The organism is Natronomonas sp. CBA1123 (assembly GCF_009741925.1).
GTDB lineage: Archaea > Halobacteriota > Halobacteria > Halobacteriales > Haloarculaceae > Natronomonas.
Genome location: NZ_WPCC01000007.1, coordinates 69632 through 87705, shown reverse-complemented (window position 1 = coordinate 87705; position 18074 = coordinate 69632). Strand labels below are relative to the sequence as shown.

General features: G+C 63.8%; 20 protein-coding genes. 10 read left to right on the top strand and 10 right to left on the bottom strand.

Going from position 1 to position 18074, the window contains the following annotated elements; all coding sequences use genetic code 11:
- Positions 1 to 126 precede the first annotated feature (126 nt).
- Positions 127 to 1161, bottom strand: coding sequence for a trans-acting enoyl reductase family protein (locus GJ631_RS05575; RefSeq protein ID WP_156708197.1), 1035 nt, complete (start codon positions 1159 to 1161; stop codon positions 127 to 129).
- Here GJ631_RS05575 and GJ631_RS05570 point away from each other — a divergent pair.
- Positions 1148 to 2236 (top strand): TIGR04024 family LLM class F420-dependent oxidoreductase, encoded by a 1089-nt coding sequence (locus tag GJ631_RS05570; RefSeq protein ID WP_231753893.1) that lies wholly within the window; start codon positions 1148 to 1150, stop codon positions 2234 to 2236. The two genes, GJ631_RS05575 and GJ631_RS05570, sit on opposite strands and share 14 nt — an antisense overlap.
- A 9-nt stretch (positions 2237 to 2245) precedes the next feature.
- On the opposite strand, the gene GJ631_RS05565 is transcribed toward GJ631_RS05570, so the two are convergent.
- Genes GJ631_RS05565 through GJ631_RS05555 form a run of 3 tightly spaced genes read right to left on the bottom strand, consistent with a single transcriptional unit; the run spans position 2246 to position 3409 of the window.
- Positions 2246 to 2521 (bottom strand): hypothetical protein, encoded by a 276-nt coding sequence (locus GJ631_RS05565; RefSeq protein WP_370518564.1) that lies wholly within the window; start codon positions 2519 to 2521, stop codon positions 2246 to 2248.
- Positions 2518 to 3216: a sugar phosphate nucleotidyltransferase gene (locus tag GJ631_RS05560; RefSeq protein WP_156708196.1), complete on the bottom strand. Its 699-nt coding sequence runs from the start codon at positions 3214 to 3216 to the stop codon at positions 2518 to 2520. Before GJ631_RS05560 ends, GJ631_RS05565 begins: the two co-directional genes overlap by 4 nt.
- Before the next feature lie 34 nt (positions 3217 to 3250).
- A complete protein-coding gene (locus tag GJ631_RS05555) occupies positions 3251 to 3409 on the bottom strand; it encodes a hypothetical protein (RefSeq protein ID WP_156708195.1) in 159 nt (52 codons plus the stop codon).
- A gap of 135 nt (positions 3410 to 3544) precedes the next feature.
- On the opposite strand from GJ631_RS05555, the gene GJ631_RS05550 reads away from it, so the two are divergent.
- Both GJ631_RS05550 and GJ631_RS05545 read left to right on the top strand, forming a co-directional pair.
- Entirely contained in the window at positions 3545 to 4438 is an 894-nt protein-coding gene (locus tag GJ631_RS05550; RefSeq protein ID WP_156708194.1) for an NAD-dependent epimerase/dehydratase family protein, read from the top strand.
- A 137-nt stretch (positions 4439 to 4575) separates the two neighbouring features.
- The gene (locus GJ631_RS05545; protein WP_156708193.1) at positions 4576 to 5040 is read left to right on the top strand and encodes a PadR family transcriptional regulator; all 465 of its coding nucleotides are present in this window, start codon (positions 4576 to 4578) and stop codon (positions 5038 to 5040) included.
- A gap of 22 nt (positions 5041 to 5062) precedes the next feature.
- Here GJ631_RS05545 and GJ631_RS05540 read toward each other — a convergent pair whose 3' ends face one another.
- Genes GJ631_RS05540 through GJ631_RS05520 form a run of 5 tightly spaced genes read right to left on the bottom strand, consistent with a single transcriptional unit; the run spans position 5063 to position 9080 of the window.
- The gene (locus tag GJ631_RS05540; protein ID WP_156708192.1) at positions 5063 to 5497 is read right to left on the bottom strand and encodes a hypothetical protein; all 435 of its coding nucleotides are present in this window, start codon (positions 5495 to 5497) and stop codon (positions 5063 to 5065) included.
- The gene (locus GJ631_RS05535; RefSeq protein WP_156708191.1) at positions 5494 to 7455 is read right to left on the bottom strand and encodes a hypothetical protein; all 1962 of its coding nucleotides are present in this window, start codon (positions 7453 to 7455) and stop codon (positions 5494 to 5496) included. The genes GJ631_RS05540 and GJ631_RS05535 overlap by 4 nt, the downstream gene beginning before the upstream one ends.
- Positions 7452 to 7907 carry a hypothetical protein gene (locus tag GJ631_RS05530; RefSeq protein WP_156708190.1) on the bottom strand — a complete coding sequence of 152 codons (456 nt, stop codon included), beginning with the start codon at positions 7905 to 7907 and terminating at the stop codon, positions 7452 to 7454. Before GJ631_RS05530 ends, GJ631_RS05535 begins: the two co-directional genes overlap by 4 nt.
- A 6-nt stretch (positions 7908 to 7913) precedes the next feature.
- Positions 7914 to 8501: an archaellin/type IV pilin N-terminal domain-containing protein gene (locus GJ631_RS05525; protein WP_156708189.1), complete on the bottom strand. Its 588-nt coding sequence runs from the start codon at positions 8499 to 8501 to the stop codon at positions 7914 to 7916.
- 3 nt (positions 8502 to 8504) lie between these two features.
- Complete coding sequence (locus GJ631_RS05520) at positions 8505 to 9080, bottom strand: archaellin/type IV pilin N-terminal domain-containing protein (RefSeq protein WP_156708188.1); 576 nt, start codon at positions 9078 to 9080, stop codon at positions 8505 to 8507.
- Positions 9081 to 9381: 301 nt separating this feature from the next.
- On the opposite strand from GJ631_RS05520, the gene GJ631_RS05515 reads away from it, so the two are divergent.
- The 7 genes from GJ631_RS05515 to GJ631_RS05485 all read left to right on the top strand — a co-directional run bounded on the left by GJ631_RS05515 (position 9382) and on the right by GJ631_RS05485 (position 15864).
- A complete protein-coding gene (locus GJ631_RS05515; RefSeq protein WP_197424846.1) occupies positions 9382 to 10242 on the top strand; it encodes a FlaD/FlaE family flagellar protein in 861 nt (286 codons plus the stop codon).
- Entirely contained in the window at positions 10242 to 10682 is a 441-nt protein-coding gene (locus GJ631_RS05510; RefSeq protein ID WP_156708186.1) for a fla cluster protein FlaF, read from the top strand. The genes GJ631_RS05515 and GJ631_RS05510 overlap by 1 nt, the downstream gene beginning before the upstream one ends.
- Positions 10683 to 11147, top strand: a complete 465-nt coding sequence (locus GJ631_RS05505; RefSeq protein WP_156708185.1) for a flagellar protein G — start codon at positions 10683 to 10685, stop codon at positions 11145 to 11147. It abuts the gene before it with no gap.
- Positions 11144 to 11884: an ATPase domain-containing protein gene (locus GJ631_RS05500; protein ID WP_156708184.1), complete on the top strand. Its 741-nt coding sequence runs from the start codon at positions 11144 to 11146 to the stop codon at positions 11882 to 11884. The genes GJ631_RS05505 and GJ631_RS05500 overlap by 4 nt, the downstream gene beginning before the upstream one ends.
- The gene (locus GJ631_RS05495; protein WP_156708183.1) at positions 11881 to 13566 is read left to right on the top strand and encodes a type II/IV secretion system ATPase subunit; all 1686 of its coding nucleotides are present in this window, start codon (positions 11881 to 11883) and stop codon (positions 13564 to 13566) included. Before GJ631_RS05500 ends, GJ631_RS05495 begins: the two co-directional genes overlap by 4 nt.
- A gap of 18 nt (positions 13567 to 13584) precedes the next feature.
- Entirely contained in the window at positions 13585 to 15306 is a 1722-nt protein-coding gene (flaJ, locus tag GJ631_RS05490; protein ID WP_156708182.1) for an archaellar assembly protein FlaJ, read from the top strand.
- Positions 15307 to 15369: 63 nt separating this feature from the next.
- Entirely contained in the window at positions 15370 to 15864 is a 495-nt protein-coding gene (locus tag GJ631_RS05485; RefSeq protein WP_156708181.1) for a FlaD/FlaE family flagellar protein, read from the top strand.
- A 23-nt stretch (positions 15865 to 15887) separates the two neighbouring features.
- Here the strand turns inward: GJ631_RS05485 and katG are convergent, their stop codons facing one another.
- A complete protein-coding gene (katG, locus tag GJ631_RS05480) occupies positions 15888 to 18059 on the bottom strand; it encodes a catalase/peroxidase HPI (RefSeq protein WP_197424844.1) in 2172 nt (723 codons plus the stop codon).
- Positions 18060 to 18074: the final 15 nt, after the last annotated feature.

The window sequence follows — 18074 nt, the reverse complement described above, 5'->3', positions numbered from 1 at the left end:
CGGCCTGCCCGATGTGTATATCTTCTGGCGAGCGCGTCGAAGGGGTATACGGACTGTTGTAGTCCGTTACTGGTGAACGCTGACCCGGTACGAGCGTTCACCGGTAACCAGTTACAACAGTCCGTATCACTCGTCGAAGAAGCCCTCGACGCCGTCGAGGTCGAGGACGAACTCGGGAGTGAACGCCGCCGCCGGCGTCTCGAAGCCCGAGAGGTCCTCCTCCATCGCGCGTTCGGCGGCCGTCGTCGCGGCATCGACGGTCAGCGCGTACGTTTCGGGCGTCTTCAGGCGCGAGGTCACCGTCGTCTCGCCGTCGGTCGCCTCGCCCCACACGTAACAGGCACCCTCCTTACGTTGGCGTTCGCTCGGGCCGGTCATCGTCGCTCGGACGAGCGTCTGTAGCGACCGCTTGACAGGTGGGAACCCCAGAACCGGCGTGGCGAAGCGACCGACCTTCATCGCGGTTCCTGCCATCGGCGGCACCGCGGTGTACACCTCGATGTTCTCGATGCCCGTCGTGTAGTAGGCGGTCGAGACGTCGCCCCACGGGATGGTGACGGCGTTGCGCGACCCCCGTCCGAAGTCGATTCGTCTGCTGGCGTGGGCCGGCGGTACGTCGACGACGTCGCCGTCCCATCGCACCTTTCCCCCCTCGTCGAGGTGTTCGATGACGGACGCGAGCGTCCCGCGGGAGATGGTTCCGGAGGGGTCGAACCCGAGTCGGAGTTCGTTCGCTTCGGGAAGGCGGTCGTGGAGGTGGCCGGCCAGACAGTCCGTCGGCACCACGTCGAAGCCGACGCCGGGAAGCAGACAGACGCCCGCCTTCTCGGCTTCCCGGTCGCGTTCGGCGATGGCTTCGAAGACGGACAACTCGCCGGTGATGTCGAGGTAGTCAGTTCCGGTCTCCAGACACGCCTCCACGAGCGGTTCGTAGGTGTCGACGAACGGGCCGGCGCAGTTGAGCAGTACGTCGACGTCGTCGAGATACGCCTCGGCGGTGTCGACGCCGAAGGACCGTCCTTCACAGTCCAACCGGACCGCGAGGTGGTCGGTCTTGACCCCGTTGCGACCGGCGACGATGGTGTCGATGCCGCGGTCGACGGCCTCCTCGGCGATGAGTTCGCCCGTGTAGCCGTACGCGCCGTAGATGAGCAGCGTCATAACAACCGAGACGACGGGCGAACCCAAAAACCCCGACCACGCCGCAGGCTACAAGCCCTCCGCCGACGCAGCGACCAACATGACACGCGACATCGTCCTGCCGGGCGGACTGGACTCGATAGACGACATCGTCGAGGTAGCGACCCACGCCGAACAGCGCGGCTACGACCGCATCTCGCTGCCGGAGGTGACCGGACGCGACGGTGTGACGCTTCTGGCGACGCTGGCCGAACGCACCGACGACATCGGCCTCTCGAACGACGTGTTCTCGCCGTACGGTCGCTCGCCGGCCCTACTCGGCCAAACCGGCGTCACGCTACAGGAAGCAAGCGACGGCCGCTACCGGATGGGCCTCAGCACCTCATCGCCGGACCTCACCGAGAAGTGGCACCTCGAAACCTACGAACGACCGCTCCGCCGACTCAGAGAGACCATCGATATCGTCAAGCAGGTGTCTCGCGGCGAACGCGTCGATTACGACGGCGAGTTCTTCGAGGGCGGCGGCCTCAAACTGCGCGGCGTCGAACCCGCCGAGGTTCCCGTCGACGTGGCGGCACTCGGCCCGAAAGCCGTCGAGTCGGCAGGTCGGTTCGGCGACGGCTGGGTGCCACAGCTCTTCACGACCGACGCTCTCGAAGAACGGATGGACGACCTCCGACGCGGCGCCGACCTCGGCGACCGCGACCCAGAGGACATCCGCGTCTCGGTGACCGTCCGGTCATGTGCCCTCGACGACGGCGACCGAGCCCGCGACATCGCCGCCCGACAACTCGCGTTCATGATTGGGGCCTACGGTCCCTACTACCGAAAATCGATTTCCCGGCAGGGGTTCGACGTCGAAACCGACGCGATACACGAAAAGTGGACCGACGGCGACCGCGAGGCTGCCGTCGCCGCGGTCACCGACGAGATGGTCGAGGAGTTGGTTGCGGCTGGAACAACCGAGGAAGTCCGAGAGACAGTCGCGCGCTTCGAGGCCGTCGACGGCGTCGACGCGGTTCGAGTCGGGTTCTTCGGTGAGATGACGCCCGAAGAACGCCGCCGAACCGTCGATGTGTTGGCGCCGTCGGCGTAATCGGCCGTTTCAGCTGCCGCCGCTGTCGTCGGCCAAATCGGCCGCGAGCGTCCGTGCGCACTCCAGGTGTTCGTCCGCTTCCGGATTGCCCGTCTCCTCGATTTCTTCGAGCAGTTCGAGAACGATGGCCGCACGCTGTGTCTGTACGTCGGGACTGCAGTCCCGAAGGTCGTCGGCGACCGCTTCCGCTTCGCCGAGGAGTCGGCTGGCGCGTCGCTCGATGGGAAGTTCCGCCGTTGCGGCGAGGTGTTCGTACAGCGCCGCGGGGTCGGTGGTGTCGGTCACAGAGATGCCTCCGCTCGTTCGACGTCCGCTGGCGTATTGATGTTGATGCGCCAGCCATCGAGGCGAACCGTCTCGACACGGCCGCCGTCGGCCAAGAGCCACTCGATGGCATCGGCGAGTTCGAACTCGCCTCGCTCCGATGGCTCGATTGCGCGACAGGCCTCGAAGACGCGCTCGGAGAACGCGAAACACCCGGTCGTCGCGAGCTGCGACGGCGGGTCGTCCGGTTTTTCGACGAGGCCGACCACCTCGTCGTCTTCGAGTTCGAGGACGCCGCCGCGTCGCGCTCGCTCCGGCGAAACCCGGTCGACGAGCAACGTTGCGTCGGCGTCCGTCTCACGATGCCGTCGGGCGACAGCGCCGACGTTCCCACGGAGTACGTTGTCGCCGTTCAACTGGAGAAACGGGCCATCGACCACCGGTTCGGCCTGCAGGACTGCATCTGCGAGTCCATCCCGTTTTGGTTGGTCGACGTACGTTATCGGCGCCCCGCGATACGCTGAGCCGTAGTGGTCCCGAATTTGCGTGCCGAGATAGCCGACGACGACCACGTACTCCTCGACGTGCGGAGCCAGCGTCTCGAAAACGTGTGTGAGCAGGGGTTTTCCGTCCACATCGACGAGCGCCTTGGGTCGGTCGTCGGTGTGTGGACGGAGCCGCGTGCCGTGGCCGGCGGCGGGGACGACGCCTTGCATACTGGGTGTTGGGTCCCCGCGGAAAAAAGGCCGTCTACCGCTCGGCGACGAGGAACGTCCGACCGCCCTTCCGCTCGAAGTACACGTCGTCGGCCTCGCGGGCGTACCGCTGGACCCGCGTCGCCGGCAGGTCGCTGACCTCCAAGACGCCGTTGTGAGTCGTTTCAGCCGTCGACTGGATGTTCGTGGACATACCTGTTCGTACCGGCGACAGTAATAAAGGGGCCAGCCTAGTCCGGAGTGAAAGTGAAAGTGTGGGGCGGCGTCGCGATGCCGTCGTCGACGCCACCGGTCGTTATAACACCTCGGACGGCGTTTATCTGGGACGATGGAAGACAAATCGGTTCTCGTCACTGGCGGGTCGGGGTTCATCGGCGGCCACATCGCCGATGCGCTGTCGACAGACAACGACGTGGCGGTTCTCGACACCGTCGCGGGCGACCATCCCAACGGGGTGACAGCTATCCAGGGCGACATCCGCGACGAAGCGACCGTCGACGCCGCCGTCGAGGGCGTCGACGTGGTGTTCCACGAGGCCGCACTCGTCAGCGTCGCCGAATCGGTCGAACGACCGACCGAGAGCCACGCCATCAACGCGACGGGGACGCTCAACGTCTTGGAGGCCGCACGGACGCACGACGCTCGGGTCGTCATCGCCTCCAGCGCCGCGGTGTACGGCGACCCCGAGGAGACGCCAATCGACGAAGGCCAGCGACTCGAACCGACCTCTCCGTACGGCCTCGACAAAGTCGCTTCCGACCATTACGCCCGACTGTACGAGGACCTCTACGGGCTCGATACCGTTGCACTCCGCTACTTCAACGTCTACGGCCCGGGACAGACCGGCGGCGACTACGCCGGCGTGATTACCGTCTTCCTTCGGCAGGCACGCAACGGCGACCCGATCACGGTCCACGGCGACGGCACGCAAACCCGAGATTTCGTCCACATCGACGACGTCGTTCGTGCGAACCTGCTGGCCGCCGAAACCGACGCAGTCGGCCGGGCCTACAACGTCGGCACTGGGGAATCGGTCACGATTCGCGAACTCGCCGAACTGATTCGCGACGGCGTCGGCAGCGACTCCGAAATCGTTCACACCGACCCACGGCCCGGCGACATCCAACACAGCTGTGCCGATATCGGCCGTGCGCGGTCGGCACTCGGCTACGAACCCACCATCGACCTCGAAGCGGGCCTCCGGACGCTCGTCGACGACTGAACACCGAGCTCCGGGTCTTGAACCACCGCCCCCACTCTGTTTCGGACGGGGCTTTTTCAGCGGATGAAAACGCTAAGCCCCAATTATACTGGTATGTGGAGTACTGGGTGTATGGTCACCCGACCCACGGTGAGACGATGAGCGCAAACGGCCAGCAGGGAGCCTCCGTCGAGCAGTTGTACCGCGAATTGACCGATGCCGACCCCGTTTCCGGCGATGCCGGAAACCAGTCCAAAGAGGTCGTCAACGCAGTGACCGACCAACTGTTCCCGGGGCGGCGGTTCCGATTCGACGAGGAACTCGTCAAGAACTCCCTCGATGAACTCCTCCTCGTGTTGGTCGCGATGCGTGACGGCGACACCCACGGAAAAGGGCTGATGGAAGACCTCTCACAGGTGTTCGACGCGCGGTTGAGTCCGGGAACCGTCTACCCGCGGCTCCACGAACTCGAAGCGGACGACCTCCTCGAGATGCACGAACTCGTCCGGACGAAGGAGTACCGAATCGATGACGACGAGGACACCCGCACTCGAATCGAGGACGCGATGCAACAGCACCTCGCACTCGGATTCGTGTTCTACTCGGCGCTCGACGAACTGTAAGCCGACCCGTTTCTCCGACTACTCACTCCAGTGACAGCGACGACTCTCTCACCAGAACCGACAGCGCCTCCTCGGGATCCGCCTCCGGTGCCATCCCCTCGACGTACCACAGCAACAGCTCGTCGAACAGTTCACGGACGTCGTTCGTCGACACCTGCGTCGTTCGCGTTCCGTCGGGCGTCCGCATCGTCACCGCCGCGGCGTACGCACCGCTCGGAAGCGGAGCGTCGTCCGTATCGTCTTTGGGTGCGTTCTGTGCCGGATTCGACCGACGGACGTCCGACGAATCGTCTGGGGCGACGACGAAGCGGTTGTCCGATAACTCCGTTACCTCGTCGGGTGTCCCCAACTCGGCGGGGTCGAGAACTCCTTCCGGGTTCTCGTCGATTGGGGCGTTCGGTGGGCTATCGTTCGATTCTCGTGCCGGTTCGTCGTGCTCGCCCGTATTTCGTGTCATTTGTATGGTAAAACGAACATTCGTTCAGCTGCGAAGTACGCCAGTCCCGAAGTCAGTACTAACACGACCATCGCAGCGACGGCGATGCCGAGAAGCGTCGCACCGTGCTTGACGTGTTCGTCCTCGGAACGGATACTCACAGTCAGCGCCCACGCTCCGAGGACAGCTGCCACAGCGAGGTTCACGACCCCATGGGTCTGCATTCCCGTTCCGGGTGTTACTCCCACGAGGGCGACGGCTGCAAAGGAGAGCCCGCCGACGGTTCCGGCGAGGAGTCCCCCGGCGAAGCGTTCGGGATACGCCGAAACCGCCCGTCTGACGACGGGCAATCTGAACACGCCGTACACTGCAAGCGGCGTCATCGGGGCCAGATACCGGACCGTAATCGTCGAGTGCAATGGAAGGCGTGGCAGGTACAACAACGTCAGCGCGAGACCGAAGCCGACTGCGAGGAGGTCGACGCCGGTCTTCGGGTCCCGACGGTCGAAGCCGGCAGGGAACCGCCGGAAGAACGCGACCGGGGCCGCGACTAACGCTGCGAGCAGCGGGGCCGATTCCAGAAGCGTCAGTTCGATGGTTTCACCGCCAGTCTGACCGTAATCGACGCCCGGAATCGTACCGCTCCGAACGAACACGTGCCAAAGTCGCTCCGCGTTCAGTACTTCGACTGCTCGCGTGAACTGGTCGAGTAGAACGCCGAACGCCGCTGTCGTGGAGGACACCATCCCCGCAACCAGACTCGCGACGACTGCAAGTCGGTCCGGCGTCGATTCGCCTGTGGTTGTCCCTTGCCCCGAACCGCTCGTCGACCCCCCGGTTCCGGAGCCACCCCCGGAATCGCTCGCCGCCGGTTCGCTGCCCGTTCCGGCGCTTCCCCCCTCGCCCCCACCTAGGACGGCATCAGCAGTTACACCGGCCGAATTCGCTGACTGGAGCATCCGTGGCGGCACGAGCGGATTCCCCGAAATCAGGGCGTTCGTGACGAAGAATGGAACGAGCGAGAGTATGAACACGCTGCCGACGACGATGAGGTCGAGCGGCCGGTTCTGCCGTGCGAACAGCAAATCGAGCGGCCCAAGCGCGACCAACAGGACGAGTGCGTCGGGAGCGCTCACCCACGCTAACACTCCAACTGAAGCGTACGACACAGCTCGCCACCACCGTTCGCTCGTGACCGGTCCCTCACGAGCCCGGGCAAAGCAGTACACGGTGACGAGCGCGAACAGGGCGACGAAGGCGTGTCGTTTCGGTATCGGTGCCCAGAACGCGACGGTGGCGAGCCCCAGCGTCGATACGCCCGCAGCCGTGCCGATTCGCCGGTCGTGGAACCGCGTCAGCAGCCGGTAGACGACGACGGCACACAGCGCCGCGGCGACCATCGTCGTGAACTGCAGCGCCAACAGCGGTTCGACACCCGTGGGCAACTGTCGCGCAGAGAGCACGCCGGCGACGAACAGCAGCGCCGCGACAGAACTACCCAACAGCGTCGCGAGTCGCTCCCGAGCGAGGAAGCTCCCGAGGCTTCGTGTGACACCGGCGACGGCTACACACCACAACCCCGTAAGCGCGATTCGGAGGTCAGCGACGGCTGAGACCGCCTCCAGTACCACCAACGCGGGCAACGACAACACGATTTGACCGTAATTCCGGCCGTAGAGAGCGCCCTCCGAGACGTACACGCCCGGCGTCGCCCCGTGGTCTGGGCCGAACGCCACCGTCTGGATGGCGAGACTCCCGTCGGCAACGCTCACGAGAGCGTTCACGATAGCGAACGTATCGATGATGAACACGTCGACGCGCCAGTACAGCCCGTAGAAGACGAGCGCACCGAGGAACAGCGTCCACCCGATTCGGTCGCCGAACGGCACGCGGAACGCGGTTTCACGCGCCCAATGGAGTCGCTCCCAACCTCTTTCGCGAGCGGCGAGCAGCCGCTTTTTTGGCGTTTTTGTGCTCACTCGAATCGCACCTCTTTGCGGTCCAACACGTACGTCTCCCCGTCAACTGCTGCTTCGACGAACAGTGTCGCGGTCTCTTCACCGTCGAGGCCGACCGCCGGACGCAACTCGACCGCTGCCGTCTCTCTCGATGAAACGACCACCGAATCGTCGGTGGCGTTCTCCGAGTCGAAGCGTGTGGTTAGCGTCGCTGGCGAATCTGCTGTCTCGACCGAAAAAGAAACCACGACCGTCGCGGAGCCGTTCCCGCGTTCGGTCGTCGTCGAAATCGGACCCGACGAGAAGCGACGGTCGGCGTCGAGGCCGTCCGTCCCCGTGTCGAAACCCGTGTAAAGTTGGGTTGGTTGCTCCGAACCCGCGAGCGCAGCCCCCGGCACGAGCGGCCCCGCGACCACCGCCGTCGCGGCGACGAGCGCACAGAGACCGAGTACCGAGAGTCGCGTCGCGTTCATTCGGTGTTAGACCGTGACGTAGCTGCGGTCACCGAGCGAGTCGGGGACGTTGACGCCGTAGATGGTCGTCGCACCGGACTGGTCGACGATGCGGAGTTGGACCTCCTCGCCCTCGGCTATGCCGTTGCCACCTTCGAGTTCCGCTGCGTCCGTGTCGATAGTAATCTCTACACGGTCACCCGTATTGGTCAACACCGTTGCGGAACCTCCCGATATTTCTGTCGTAGCGAAGTTATTTCCGTTCGCGTTACCACTATCGTAGACTAATGTCTGTGATGCGCCAGCACTGGTGTATTCGATGGTGGCATCCGAGAGGTCAATTGGGTCCGACCCTGCGGACTTCTTCACCACGAGATCGACTTGACTGACGCTCGAACTCGACACCGTACCGGTCGCGCCGACGACTGAAATCTGATTTCCGACTTCGGATTGGGCGTCTTCACCAGTACTTTCTGCCTGACTCTGCAAGAGCCCGGAAGTCTGTACGAGCACGCCCGCCGCGACTGCCGCCACGAGAACGAGCGCGATGAAGATAATTAGTGTCCCGATACCGACCTGACCGCGGTCCTCTTTGATTGATAATTCCTCAAACATGGATTACACCGTGACGTAGCTGCGGTCTCCGAGCGAGTCGGGGACGTTGACGCCGTAGATGGTCGTTGCACCAGACTGGTCGACGATTCGGAGTTGGACTTCTTCGCCTTCCGCGATGCCGTTGTCACCCTCGATAGTGGCGGCATCGATGGAGACTTCAACGCGGTCACCGGTGTTGGTCAAGACCGTGCTGCTGTCGCCACTGATTTTGGACGTGGTGAATTCGTTGGCACTTGTACTTCCAGCGTGTGTCAGCGTCGCACTCGCACTTGAACTGGTGTATTCGATGGTGGCATCCGAGAGGTCAATTGGGTCCGACCCTGCAGACTTCTTCACCACGAGATCGACCTGACTAACGTTCGAACTCGACACCGTACCGGTCGCGCCGACGACTGAAATCTGATTGCCGACTTCGGATTGAGCGTCTTCACCAGTACTCTCAGCTTGACTCTGCAAGAGCCCGGAAGTCTGTACGAGCACGCCCGCCGCGACTGCCGCCACGAGAACGAGCGCGATGAAGATAATTAATGTCCCGATACCGACCTGACCGCGGTCGTCGTCCGTTGGTAGTGGTATCATTTGTTGTCTCCTGTGTCCCGACCCGTTGCCGGCCGGTCCGGCTCGGGTCGAACGGGGCACAACCCCTACTGCCTCGGACAACCCCGTATAAAAAAGAGGTCGGCAACGATTCACACGACGTATCGACTTGCGTTTCGAGCCTCGATACACCCGCCGTAACGCCACCCGATAGCGAACGGCGGGTAAAGGGGGCCGACGAAGTAGTCCCTCGCGTGCCACGAACATGCGCGGGTCACCCGCGGGTGACGGGAGACGAACCATGGACATCTTCGAACAGCTGTTCGACGGAGGAGGACAGAGTATGAGCGACGCCGAACCCGAGGAACCGGCTGTCGATGCCGAATCGACCGAACCGTCGTCGGAGTCGGAGCCCGACGATGACGAGCGGGCGCTCCGGGACCTCGACGTCCGGGTCGGCGATTTGGAGTCGAGCCTCGAACAGACGGAGTCGTCGCTGAAGGCGATTCGGAGCCAACAATCGGAACTCTCCGAGGACATCGAGGAGGTCAACGACACCGTCCGGCAGTTGCTCGGCGTGTACGACCAGTTGACCGCCGAGTCGAACCCCTTCGAGGATGGAAACTCCGGTAACGGCTTTGGTGTCGTCGAGACACCCGACGGTGGGGATGGCGACAGTAACGCCTCGCCCGACGACACCCACACCGACGGCCCTCACGAAGATACCGACGAAGAGGTCGTGACCTTCGAGGACCTGACTGACGGCGAAACCGACGCCAACGTCGACCCCGTCGACGACGAGGAGTTCCTGTGGGACGAGGAACAGTCGGCCGTCGACGACCTCGACGCCGAAGAATACACCGAGGAACGAACTTCCGAGGAACGGACGTCGGTCCCAGCGGAGGCCACCGCGGAACTCACCGAAATCGAGGGCGGGTATGCCGCAGACTTACTGGTCTTCGAGTGGCTCTCGGAACTCGTGTGTGCGTCCGGGCCCGCGAGTGCGCTGAAAGCGCTTGAGTACTACGAGTCGGTCGGCTGGATTTCCCCGTCGGTCCGGCGTGAGCTCGAAGCGGTTCTCAGTGGGCCACATCTCGACGCCCACGTCGACCCCGGTGAGCCCTCCGAACTCTCGGCGGGTAATCACGCCGACAGTCACGGCTACGTTCGACGACTCGGGGCGTTAGCAGCAATAGACATCTAATGGGATTCAGTGCGAGCGGCGCGACGGCGGTGATATTCATCGGCCTGTTGGTCAGCGCCGCGACGCTCGTACCAGCGGTACAGGACGCACGCGAAGCACAGCGCGAGGGATTGACGGAACGAGACGACAGGATGCTCGAACAACGCAACACCGACATCGAGGCAGTCGACGCCGTGTACAACGCCACCGAAGACGAACTCGTCGTCCGCCTCGACAACACGGGAACGACGACGCTCAATTCGGGGGAGACCGACCTCCTCGTCGACGGCGAGTACGTCGACCCGTCGGCTGCCGTCGACGGCGACGCCCAGCGGTCGCTGTGGTCGCCGGGAACGCGGCTCGTCTTCACCTACGATACGACGACCGAACCACAGCGTGTCCACGTCGCGACCCGTCCGGGCGTCCAAGTCGCAACGAACGTGACGACGGAGGGGGTCTGAATGGCGAGTCTCTCCGCCTCCAGTCTCATCCTGTTCATCGCCGCGATAGGCATCGCAGCGGGCGTTTCCGGCGTTATGGTCGACAGCATCGGCGGCATCTCCGAATCGATTACGACCCACGGCGACTCCGTCGAGGAACAGCTCGAGACGGACATCACGATTATCAGCGACACTGGGAGCGACGCGATTTACGACGGCACCAACGACACGGTGACCGTCCTCGTGAAGAACACCGGCGCTCGTCCGTTACCGACGGACCCCGACCTCGTCGACGTGGTGTTCGACGGCGAGTACGTCGTCCCGTCGTCGACCACTATCGACGTGGTGAGTACCAACACCGACACGTGGAAGGAAGGGGAGGTAATCGAACTCGTCATCGACCTCGACGCGAGCCTCGACGCTGGTGAACACCGGGCGACGGTCATCGTCGATGGCGACGAGGAGGTGTTGCGCTTCTACGTATGAGCCACTACTCCATTGGACTGACCGACCGCGACCGGGTGAACCACGCCATCGGCGGTGGGCTTCCCTCGGGGTCGGTGTGTCTCCTCGAAGGGCGCGACGGCGCCGGCAAGAGCGTCCTTTCGCAACGAATCGCCTACGGACTCGTCGATGAGGGCACCTCGACCGCCGTCGTCTCGACGGAACTCACGGCGAGTGAGTACATCGACCAGATGAACTCGCTGTCCTACGACGTGGTCGACCACTTGCTCGCCGACCGGCTGCTCTTTTTCCACGCGAACGTCGACACCCACGTCGAGGCCGGTGGCCGCGAACGTGGCACGCGCAGACTCATCTCGCGGCTGTTCGCGCCGAGCCCCCTCTGGCGCGGCGACGTTCTCGTCGTCGACGGCTTCGATGCGATGTTGCGAAACGACCCGCGCTTCGACGCCGTCACCGAACGCGGCGAGGAGGACCACGCGATGCAGCGCATCGTCAGCGCGCTCCGCCAGCGGACCGCCGACGACCGGACGGTCGTGTTGACGGTCAATCCCGCGACGGTTACGGACCGTGCTCTCCAACCACTCCGGGATGTCTCGGACGTGTACCTCCAACTCGAAACGTCGACAGTCGGACAGGAAATCAGACAGAAAGCCGTCGTTCGGCGGTTCGCCGGCATGAAAAACCCCGTCGACGACACCATCGGCTTCGCGGTCCAGCAGGGCCGCGGCGTCGTCATCGAATCGAGGACTATCGCATGAGCGACCACGGAACACTCCGGATGGGCGACGAACTGCAAGCGTACGCAGCGGAGCACCCACACCTCGCCGACCACCTGGAAACGTTCAACGACCGCACCGGCGAGTATCCGCTGCTCGTCGAGGAACCGGACGACGAACACGACACCCAACGCCCGAACATCATCTACGCCACCGAACCTCCGGTGTTCGCCCACGTCTACGGCGACACCGGCGTCGAGACGATGTACTACTGCATCGAACCGGCGCTGGACGGCGAGGCCGACGAACGACGCTACGAGCGCCTCCGGAGTCGGGTGTTGGACCTCTCGGTGACTCGACAGGCGCCCTCGACGGACGCCGAGTTCACCGAGTTCCTCGATTCGCTCATCGAAGAGACGCTGGTCGTCAACGGCGACGCGACGGCGCTGACGGGCCTCCGCGAGCAGTTCGTCGGCGACCGCATGACCGTCGGAAAGGAGACGTACGACCGACTCCGCTATCGCCTCCAGCGCGACATCGCGGGGCTCGGACCGCTCGACCCCGTGATGACCGACCCCGAAAACGAGGACATCCACGTCATCGGTCCCTCGAACTGCTACGTCGACCACGGTACTTTCGGGATGCTCGAGACCACCGTCGACTTCGGCACCCCACGGGAGTTCGAGTCGTGGATTCGCAACATGGGCGAACGGATGAACCACCCCGTCTCCGACTCCCAGCCAATCATCGACTCGACGCTGCCCAACGGGTCGCGAATCAACATCATCTACTCCGACGACGTCTCCATCAAGGGCCCCTCCCTGACCATCCGACAGGGCGAGGAGGTGCCGCTGTCCATCCTCCAGATTACGAAGTGGGGGACGCTCTCGCCGGAACTCGCGGCGTATCTGTGGCTCTGTATGGAGAACGAACAGACCGTCTTCGTCGTCGGTGAAACCGCATCCGGAAAGACGACGACGCTGAACTCGATGTTCTCGTTCATCCCACGCGACCACAAAATCTACACGGCGGAGGACACCGCCGAGGTGAAACCGCCACACGAGAACTGGCAGCAACTGCTGACTCGGGAGGGACAGGGCGACGGCTCTGCGGACGTTGACATGTTCGATTTGGTGGCGGCGGCGCTGCGGTCCCGTCCCGACTACATCTGTGTCGGCGAGGTTCGTGGCGCGGAGGCCCAGATGGCGTTTCAGGCCGCCCAGACCGGCCACCCCGTCCTCATCACGTTCCACGCCTCGGACATCGTCTCGATGATTCAGCGCTTCACGTCCAACCCCATCAACGTCCCCGAGACGTTCATGGACAACTGCGACGTGGCGCTGTTCCAGAACCGCGTCAAGCAGGGCGACGACATCCTCCGTCGGGTCACTTCGGTGCAGGAAATCGAGGGGTACTCCGACCACGAAGGCGGCGTCGTCACACGGGAAGCATTCGGCTGGGACCCTCGCGACGACGAGGTCGTGTTCAAGGGCCAGAACAACTCCTACGTCCTCGAAGAGCAAATCGCGACGCTGCTCGGCTACCGCGACACGAGGAAGATTTACGACGAACTGGAGCGCCGTGCGGAGGTTCTCCGCCGACTCATCGACGCCGACATACTGGGCTACCACGAGGTCAACGACGCCATCGAGACGTTCCAGCGCGACGGCGTCGAGGCACTGCCCATCGACATCGCTGGGCTATCCGAGGAGGCGAGACCCTGATGTGGGAGGTGTACGCCGATGGCGACCGCTGACGACGAGGGCTCTTTCGAGGTCGACCTCCGGGATGTCGTTCTCTCGGTGGCGGACTCCTATCGGTACATGGAGATGTCGCTGGAGCGGTATGTGCTGTTGGTGTTGCTTCCGGCGACGGCGCTGGCAATCGGCCTCCCCATCGGGGCGACCGTCGCCGGCGCGCCACTCGCCATTTCGTTGCCGCTGTCGCTGCTCGGTGCACTGTCGTTTCTCGGCGCCGTCGCCTACCCGAAGGTCGTCCAGGACCGCAAGCGCAAACAGATTCGTGAGCGGTTCCACCTATTTCTGACACACATCACCGTGCTATCGATGACCAACATCGACCGCGTGGAGGTGTTCCGCAGGCTCTCACATGTCGAGGAGTACGGTGCCCTTGCCGAGGAGATGGGCCGTGTCGTCGCGTTGGTCGACACGTGGAATCAGAGCCTCGACGACGCCTGCCGCCGGCGTTCGAAGCAGGTCCCCTCGGAACTGCTGGAGGACTTCTTCGAACGGTTGGCCTACACCGTCGGCGCCGGACAGAACATGAGCGAGTTCCTCGTCGACGAACAGGACAGCATCATCCAGCAGTTCGTCATCCGATACGAATCGGACCTCCAGAAACTCGACGTGCTGAAGGAGTTGTACCTCTCGATGATGCTGTCGACGACGTTCGTCCTCGTCTTCGCGACGGTGTTGCCGTTGCTCATCGCCGTGCCACCGACGCTTCTGGTCGGCGGCGTCATCGTCATGTTCGTCTTCGTGCAAGGCGCGTTCCTCTTCATCATCCACACCGTCGCCCCACAGGACCCGATTTGGTTTCACGCCGCCGAAGGGCGCTCGCCAATCCGGCGAACGTGGCCGTACCTCGGCGTCGGCTTCCTGTTGACCGGCCTCGCACTCGCCGTGGCGTTGCTCTCCTCGCTTGGATACGGGCCGCTTGCGGGCGATACCGTACCGCTGGCGATTTGGATGGGCGTCTGTGTCACCCCGCTTTCGGTTCCGGGGATTGCGATGCGTCGGGAAGAACAGCGCGTGAAGGACCGCGACCAGGGGTTTCCCTCGTTCATCCGTGCGCTCGGCAGCGTCGAGAGCGTCAAGCAGTCCTCGACTGCGTCGGTGCTCCGAACGCTCCGGAACAAGGACTTCGGTGCCCTGACGCCGAACGTCGACGCCCTCTACAAGCGACTGAACACCCGCATCGACACCGCCCGCTCGTGGCGACTGTTCGCCATCGAATCCGGGTCGTATCTCATCCAGAAGTTCGGCGACATGTACGTCGTCGGTCGTCGGATGGGCGGGGACCCGAAACAGCTCGGGCAGGTCATTTCGAAGAACTTCAACGAGGTGTTGCGGGTCCGCGAACAGCGCGAGCAGGCGACGACGACGTTCATCGGCGTCGTCTACGGCATCACGGCAGCCGCCATCTTCTCGGCGTTCATCGGGCTGGAAATCGCCGGCCAGATGCTCACCATCGCCGAGGGATTGGCCGAAAGCGACAGTCAAATCGCGACGATGCTGTTCAACCCTGACCTCTACGACATCGACCTCATCGAGTTCCTGCTGTTGTTCGTCATCCTCCTGAACGCCTTGCTGTCGTCGCTGATGATTCGACTGATGGACCGCGGCCACCCCGTCTCCGGGTTCCTCCACTTCGTGTTGCTGACGTGGGTCGGCGCGCTCGTCAGCGTCCTCACCGAGTACGTCGTCGGCGGCCTCATCGCGTAAGTCGAGAACTCACTCCTCGAAACCGTATCCTCTTTAAAGCTAATCCGACGCGTACGCCGGGTCATGAGCCCACAGAAACCGTACCTCGAAACCGTCGACCCCGAACCTGGCCGGGTGAAAGCCGTCATCGAGTGGATGGAGTACCTCGGGAACACCTTCGGCACCTCGGGTGCGCTCAACGCCCTGGAGTACTACGAACGACTCGGATGGATAACGCCACAGGCCCGCGAGGGCCTGCTGGAGTACCTCCGGGGCCTCGGCATGGACGAGCTCCACAACAAGAAGTACGACGAGCCCGGCACGCTCGAAGGGCCGCTGTCGTCGCTGTCCGGGACGCCGTTCGGCGCTCACGCTCGGTCGCTCGAGTACGTCGCCGCCATCGCTGGCGACGACCTCGAAGCCGAACTCCTGTTGGCGTCGATGGCCGAACAGCGCGCGAAACCCGACGGTCAGTCGGAGTGGCAATCCCGCTCGGCACACAGTAGTGCGGTGGCCGACGGCGGCAACACCGAACGCCGCGTCCCGTTCGACGACTCGATGTTCGACGGCGAAAAATAGCGTCGCGAAACCCGACGGTCAGTTCACTCGAGGTCGAAGCGGTCGAGCTTCATCACTTTGCTCCACGTGTCCACGAAGTCTTGGACGAACTGCTCTTCGCCGTCGTCGGCTGCGTAGGCCTCTGCGATGGCCCGAAGCCGCGAGTTCGAACCGAAGACGAGGTCCACGCGGGAGCCCTTCCACTCGACTTCGCCCGTGTCACGGTCGCGTAGCTCGTAGACGTTCTCCGAGACCTGCTCCCACTCGTAGCTCATGTCGAGGACGTTCTCGAAGAAGTCGTTGGTCAGCGTCTCCGGCTGGTCGGTGAAGACGCCGAGGTCCGTGTCCTGATAGTTCGCATCCAGCGCGCGCATGCCGCCGACCAGAACCGTCATTTCGTGGGGCGAGAGGTCCAGTAGGTCGGCCTTGTCGACCAACAGCTCTTCTGGCTTGCGGTCGGCTTCCGCCTCGTCGATGTAGTTCCGGAACCCGTCTGCCTCGGGCCGGAGCGCCTGGAAGGATTCGACGTCGGTCTGCTCCTGTGAGGCGTCCGTGCGTCCGGGCTCGAACGGGACCTCCACGTCGTATCCGGCCTCCGTGGCCGCCTGCTCGACGGCCGCGTTGCCGCCCAAAACGATGAGGTCGGCCAGCGAGACTCTCGTCCCGTCGGACCGGGAACCGTTGAAATCCTCTTGAATCCCTTCGAGAGTCCCCAGCACCGTCTCCAGCTCTTCGGGCTCGTTTACCTCCCAACTCTTCTGCGGTTCGAGCCGAATGCGTGCGCCGTTGGCGCCACCGCGTTTGTCGCTGTCGCGGTACGTCGCCGCCGCCGCCCAGGCGGTCTTGACCAACTGGGAGACCGACAGGTCCGACTCGAGAATTTCCGCTTTGAGCGCGTCGATTTCCTCGTCGCCGATCAGGCCGTAATCTGCGTCGGGGACGGGGTCCTGCCAAATCATCTCCTCGTCGGGGACCTCCGGCCCGAGGAACCGCTCCGGCGGGCCCATGTCGCGGTGGATGAGCTTGTACCAGGCCTTCGCGAAGGTCATCCCGAACTCCATGGGGTTCTCCTGGAAGCGTTCGACGATTTCCCGGTAGTCCGGGTCTCGCTTGAGAGCGATGTCCGTGGTCAGCATCATGGGCGTGACCTTCTCAGAGGAGTCGTGGGCGTCCTGTGCGGACTCGTGGAGTTCCTCGTCGACCGGCGTCCACTGCCAGGCACCACCGGGGCCCTTCTCCGGTTCCCATTCGTAGTCGAGCAGGTTATTGAGGAAGTCCATGTCCCAGTCAGTGGGCGACTGCGTCCATGGCCCCTCGATGCCGCTCGTAATCGTATCGGGACCTTTGCCCTCACCGTAGTCGCTCTCCCAGCCGAGCCCCTGGTTCTCGATTGGGGCCGCTTCGGGCTCCGGCCCGAGGTGGTCGTCGGAGTCGGCGCCGTGGACCTTCCCGAACGTGTGGCCGCCGGCGATGAGCGCGACCGTCTCCTCGTCGTTCATCGCCATGCGGTCGAAGGACTGACGGATGTACTTCGCGGACTCTTCGGGGTCGGGTTCACCGCCCGGCCCCTCGGGGTTGACGTAGATGAGACCCATGTGGTCGGCGGCGAGGTCGCCTTCGAGGTTGCCCTCTTCGTCGTGGCGCTTGTCCGCCATCATCTCCTCTTCGGGCCCCCAGTCGACGCCCTTGTCGGGCGCCCAGGCGTCTTCTCGGCCGCCAGCGAAGCCGTAGGTCTCGAAGCCCATCGACTCCATGGCGACGTTGCCGGCGAGGACGATCAGGTCGGCCCACGAGAGTTTGCGGCCGTACTTCTGTTTGACGGGCCAGAGGAGTCGGCGCGCCTTGTCGAGGTTCGCGTTGTCGGGCCAGCTGTTGACGGGGGCAAAGCGCTGTGTGCCGCCGGAGGCACCGCCGCGTCCGTCCGTGGTGCGGTAGGTGCCGGCGCTGTGCCACGCCATTCGAATGAACAGCGGACCGTAGTGGCCGTAATCAGCGGGCCACCAGTCTTGGGAGGTCGTCATCACCTCCTCGAGGTCTCGTTTGACGGCTTCGAAATCGAGTGACTCGAACGCTTCGGCGTAGTCGAAGTCCTCGTCCATCGGGCCCACGCTTCGTGCGTTCTGATCGAGGATATCTAGGTTCAGCTGGTTCGGCCACCAGTCCTTGGTAGACTTTCGGCCTGTACCCATCTCGGAGGCAGGGGTGTCGTCGTTCATCGCGGTACGTACCTC

Coding starts and splice junctions, on each gene's coding strand:
- GJ631_RS05570 (WP_231753893.1), top strand. CDS start 1,148: ATGAGCAGCGTCATAACAACCGAGACGACGGGCGAACCCAAAAACCCC.
- GJ631_RS05520 (WP_156708188.1), bottom strand. CDS start 9,080: ATGATACCACTACCAACGGACGACGACCGCGGTCAGGTCGGTATCGGG.
- GJ631_RS05515 (WP_197424846.1), top strand. CDS start 9,382: ATGAGCGACGCCGAACCCGAGGAACCGGCTGTCGATGCCGAATCGACC.
- GJ631_RS05500 (WP_156708184.1), top strand. CDS start 11,144: ATGAGCCACTACTCCATTGGACTGACCGACCGCGACCGGGTGAACCAC.
- flaJ (WP_156708182.1), top strand. CDS start 13,585: ATGGCGACCGCTGACGACGAGGGCTCTTTCGAGGTCGACCTCCGGGAT.
- GJ631_RS05540 (WP_156708192.1), bottom strand. CDS start 5,497: ATGACACGAAATACGGGCGAGCACGACGAACCGGCACGAGAATCGAAC.
- GJ631_RS05575 (WP_156708197.1), bottom strand. CDS start 1,161: ATGACGCTGCTCATCTACGGCGCGTACGGCTACACGGGCGAACTCATC.
- katG (WP_197424844.1), bottom strand. CDS start 18,059: ATGAACGACGACACCCCTGCCTCCGAGATGGGTACAGGCCGAAAGTCT.
- GJ631_RS05505 (WP_156708185.1), top strand. CDS start 10,683: ATGGCGAGTCTCTCCGCCTCCAGTCTCATCCTGTTCATCGCCGCGATA.
- GJ631_RS05525 (WP_156708189.1), bottom strand. CDS start 8,501: ATGTTTGAGGAATTATCAATCAAAGAGGACCGCGGTCAGGTCGGTATC.
- GJ631_RS05560 (WP_156708196.1), bottom strand. CDS start 3,216: ATGCAAGGCGTCGTCCCCGCCGCCGGCCACGGCACGCGGCTCCGTCCA.
- GJ631_RS05555 (WP_156708195.1), bottom strand. CDS start 3,409: ATGTCCACGAACATCCAGTCGACGGCTGAAACGACTCACAACGGCGTC.
- GJ631_RS05530 (WP_156708190.1), bottom strand. CDS start 7,907: ATGAACGCGACGCGACTCTCGGTACTCGGTCTCTGTGCGCTCGTCGCC.
- GJ631_RS05495 (WP_156708183.1), top strand. CDS start 11,881: ATGAGCGACCACGGAACACTCCGGATGGGCGACGAACTGCAAGCGTAC.
- GJ631_RS05485 (WP_156708181.1), top strand. CDS start 15,370: ATGAGCCCACAGAAACCGTACCTCGAAACCGTCGACCCCGAACCTGGC.
- GJ631_RS05510 (WP_156708186.1), top strand. CDS start 10,242: ATGGGATTCAGTGCGAGCGGCGCGACGGCGGTGATATTCATCGGCCTG.
- GJ631_RS05545 (WP_156708193.1), top strand. CDS start 4,576: ATGAGCGCAAACGGCCAGCAGGGAGCCTCCGTCGAGCAGTTGTACCGC.
- GJ631_RS05550 (WP_156708194.1), top strand. CDS start 3,545: ATGGAAGACAAATCGGTTCTCGTCACTGGCGGGTCGGGGTTCATCGGC.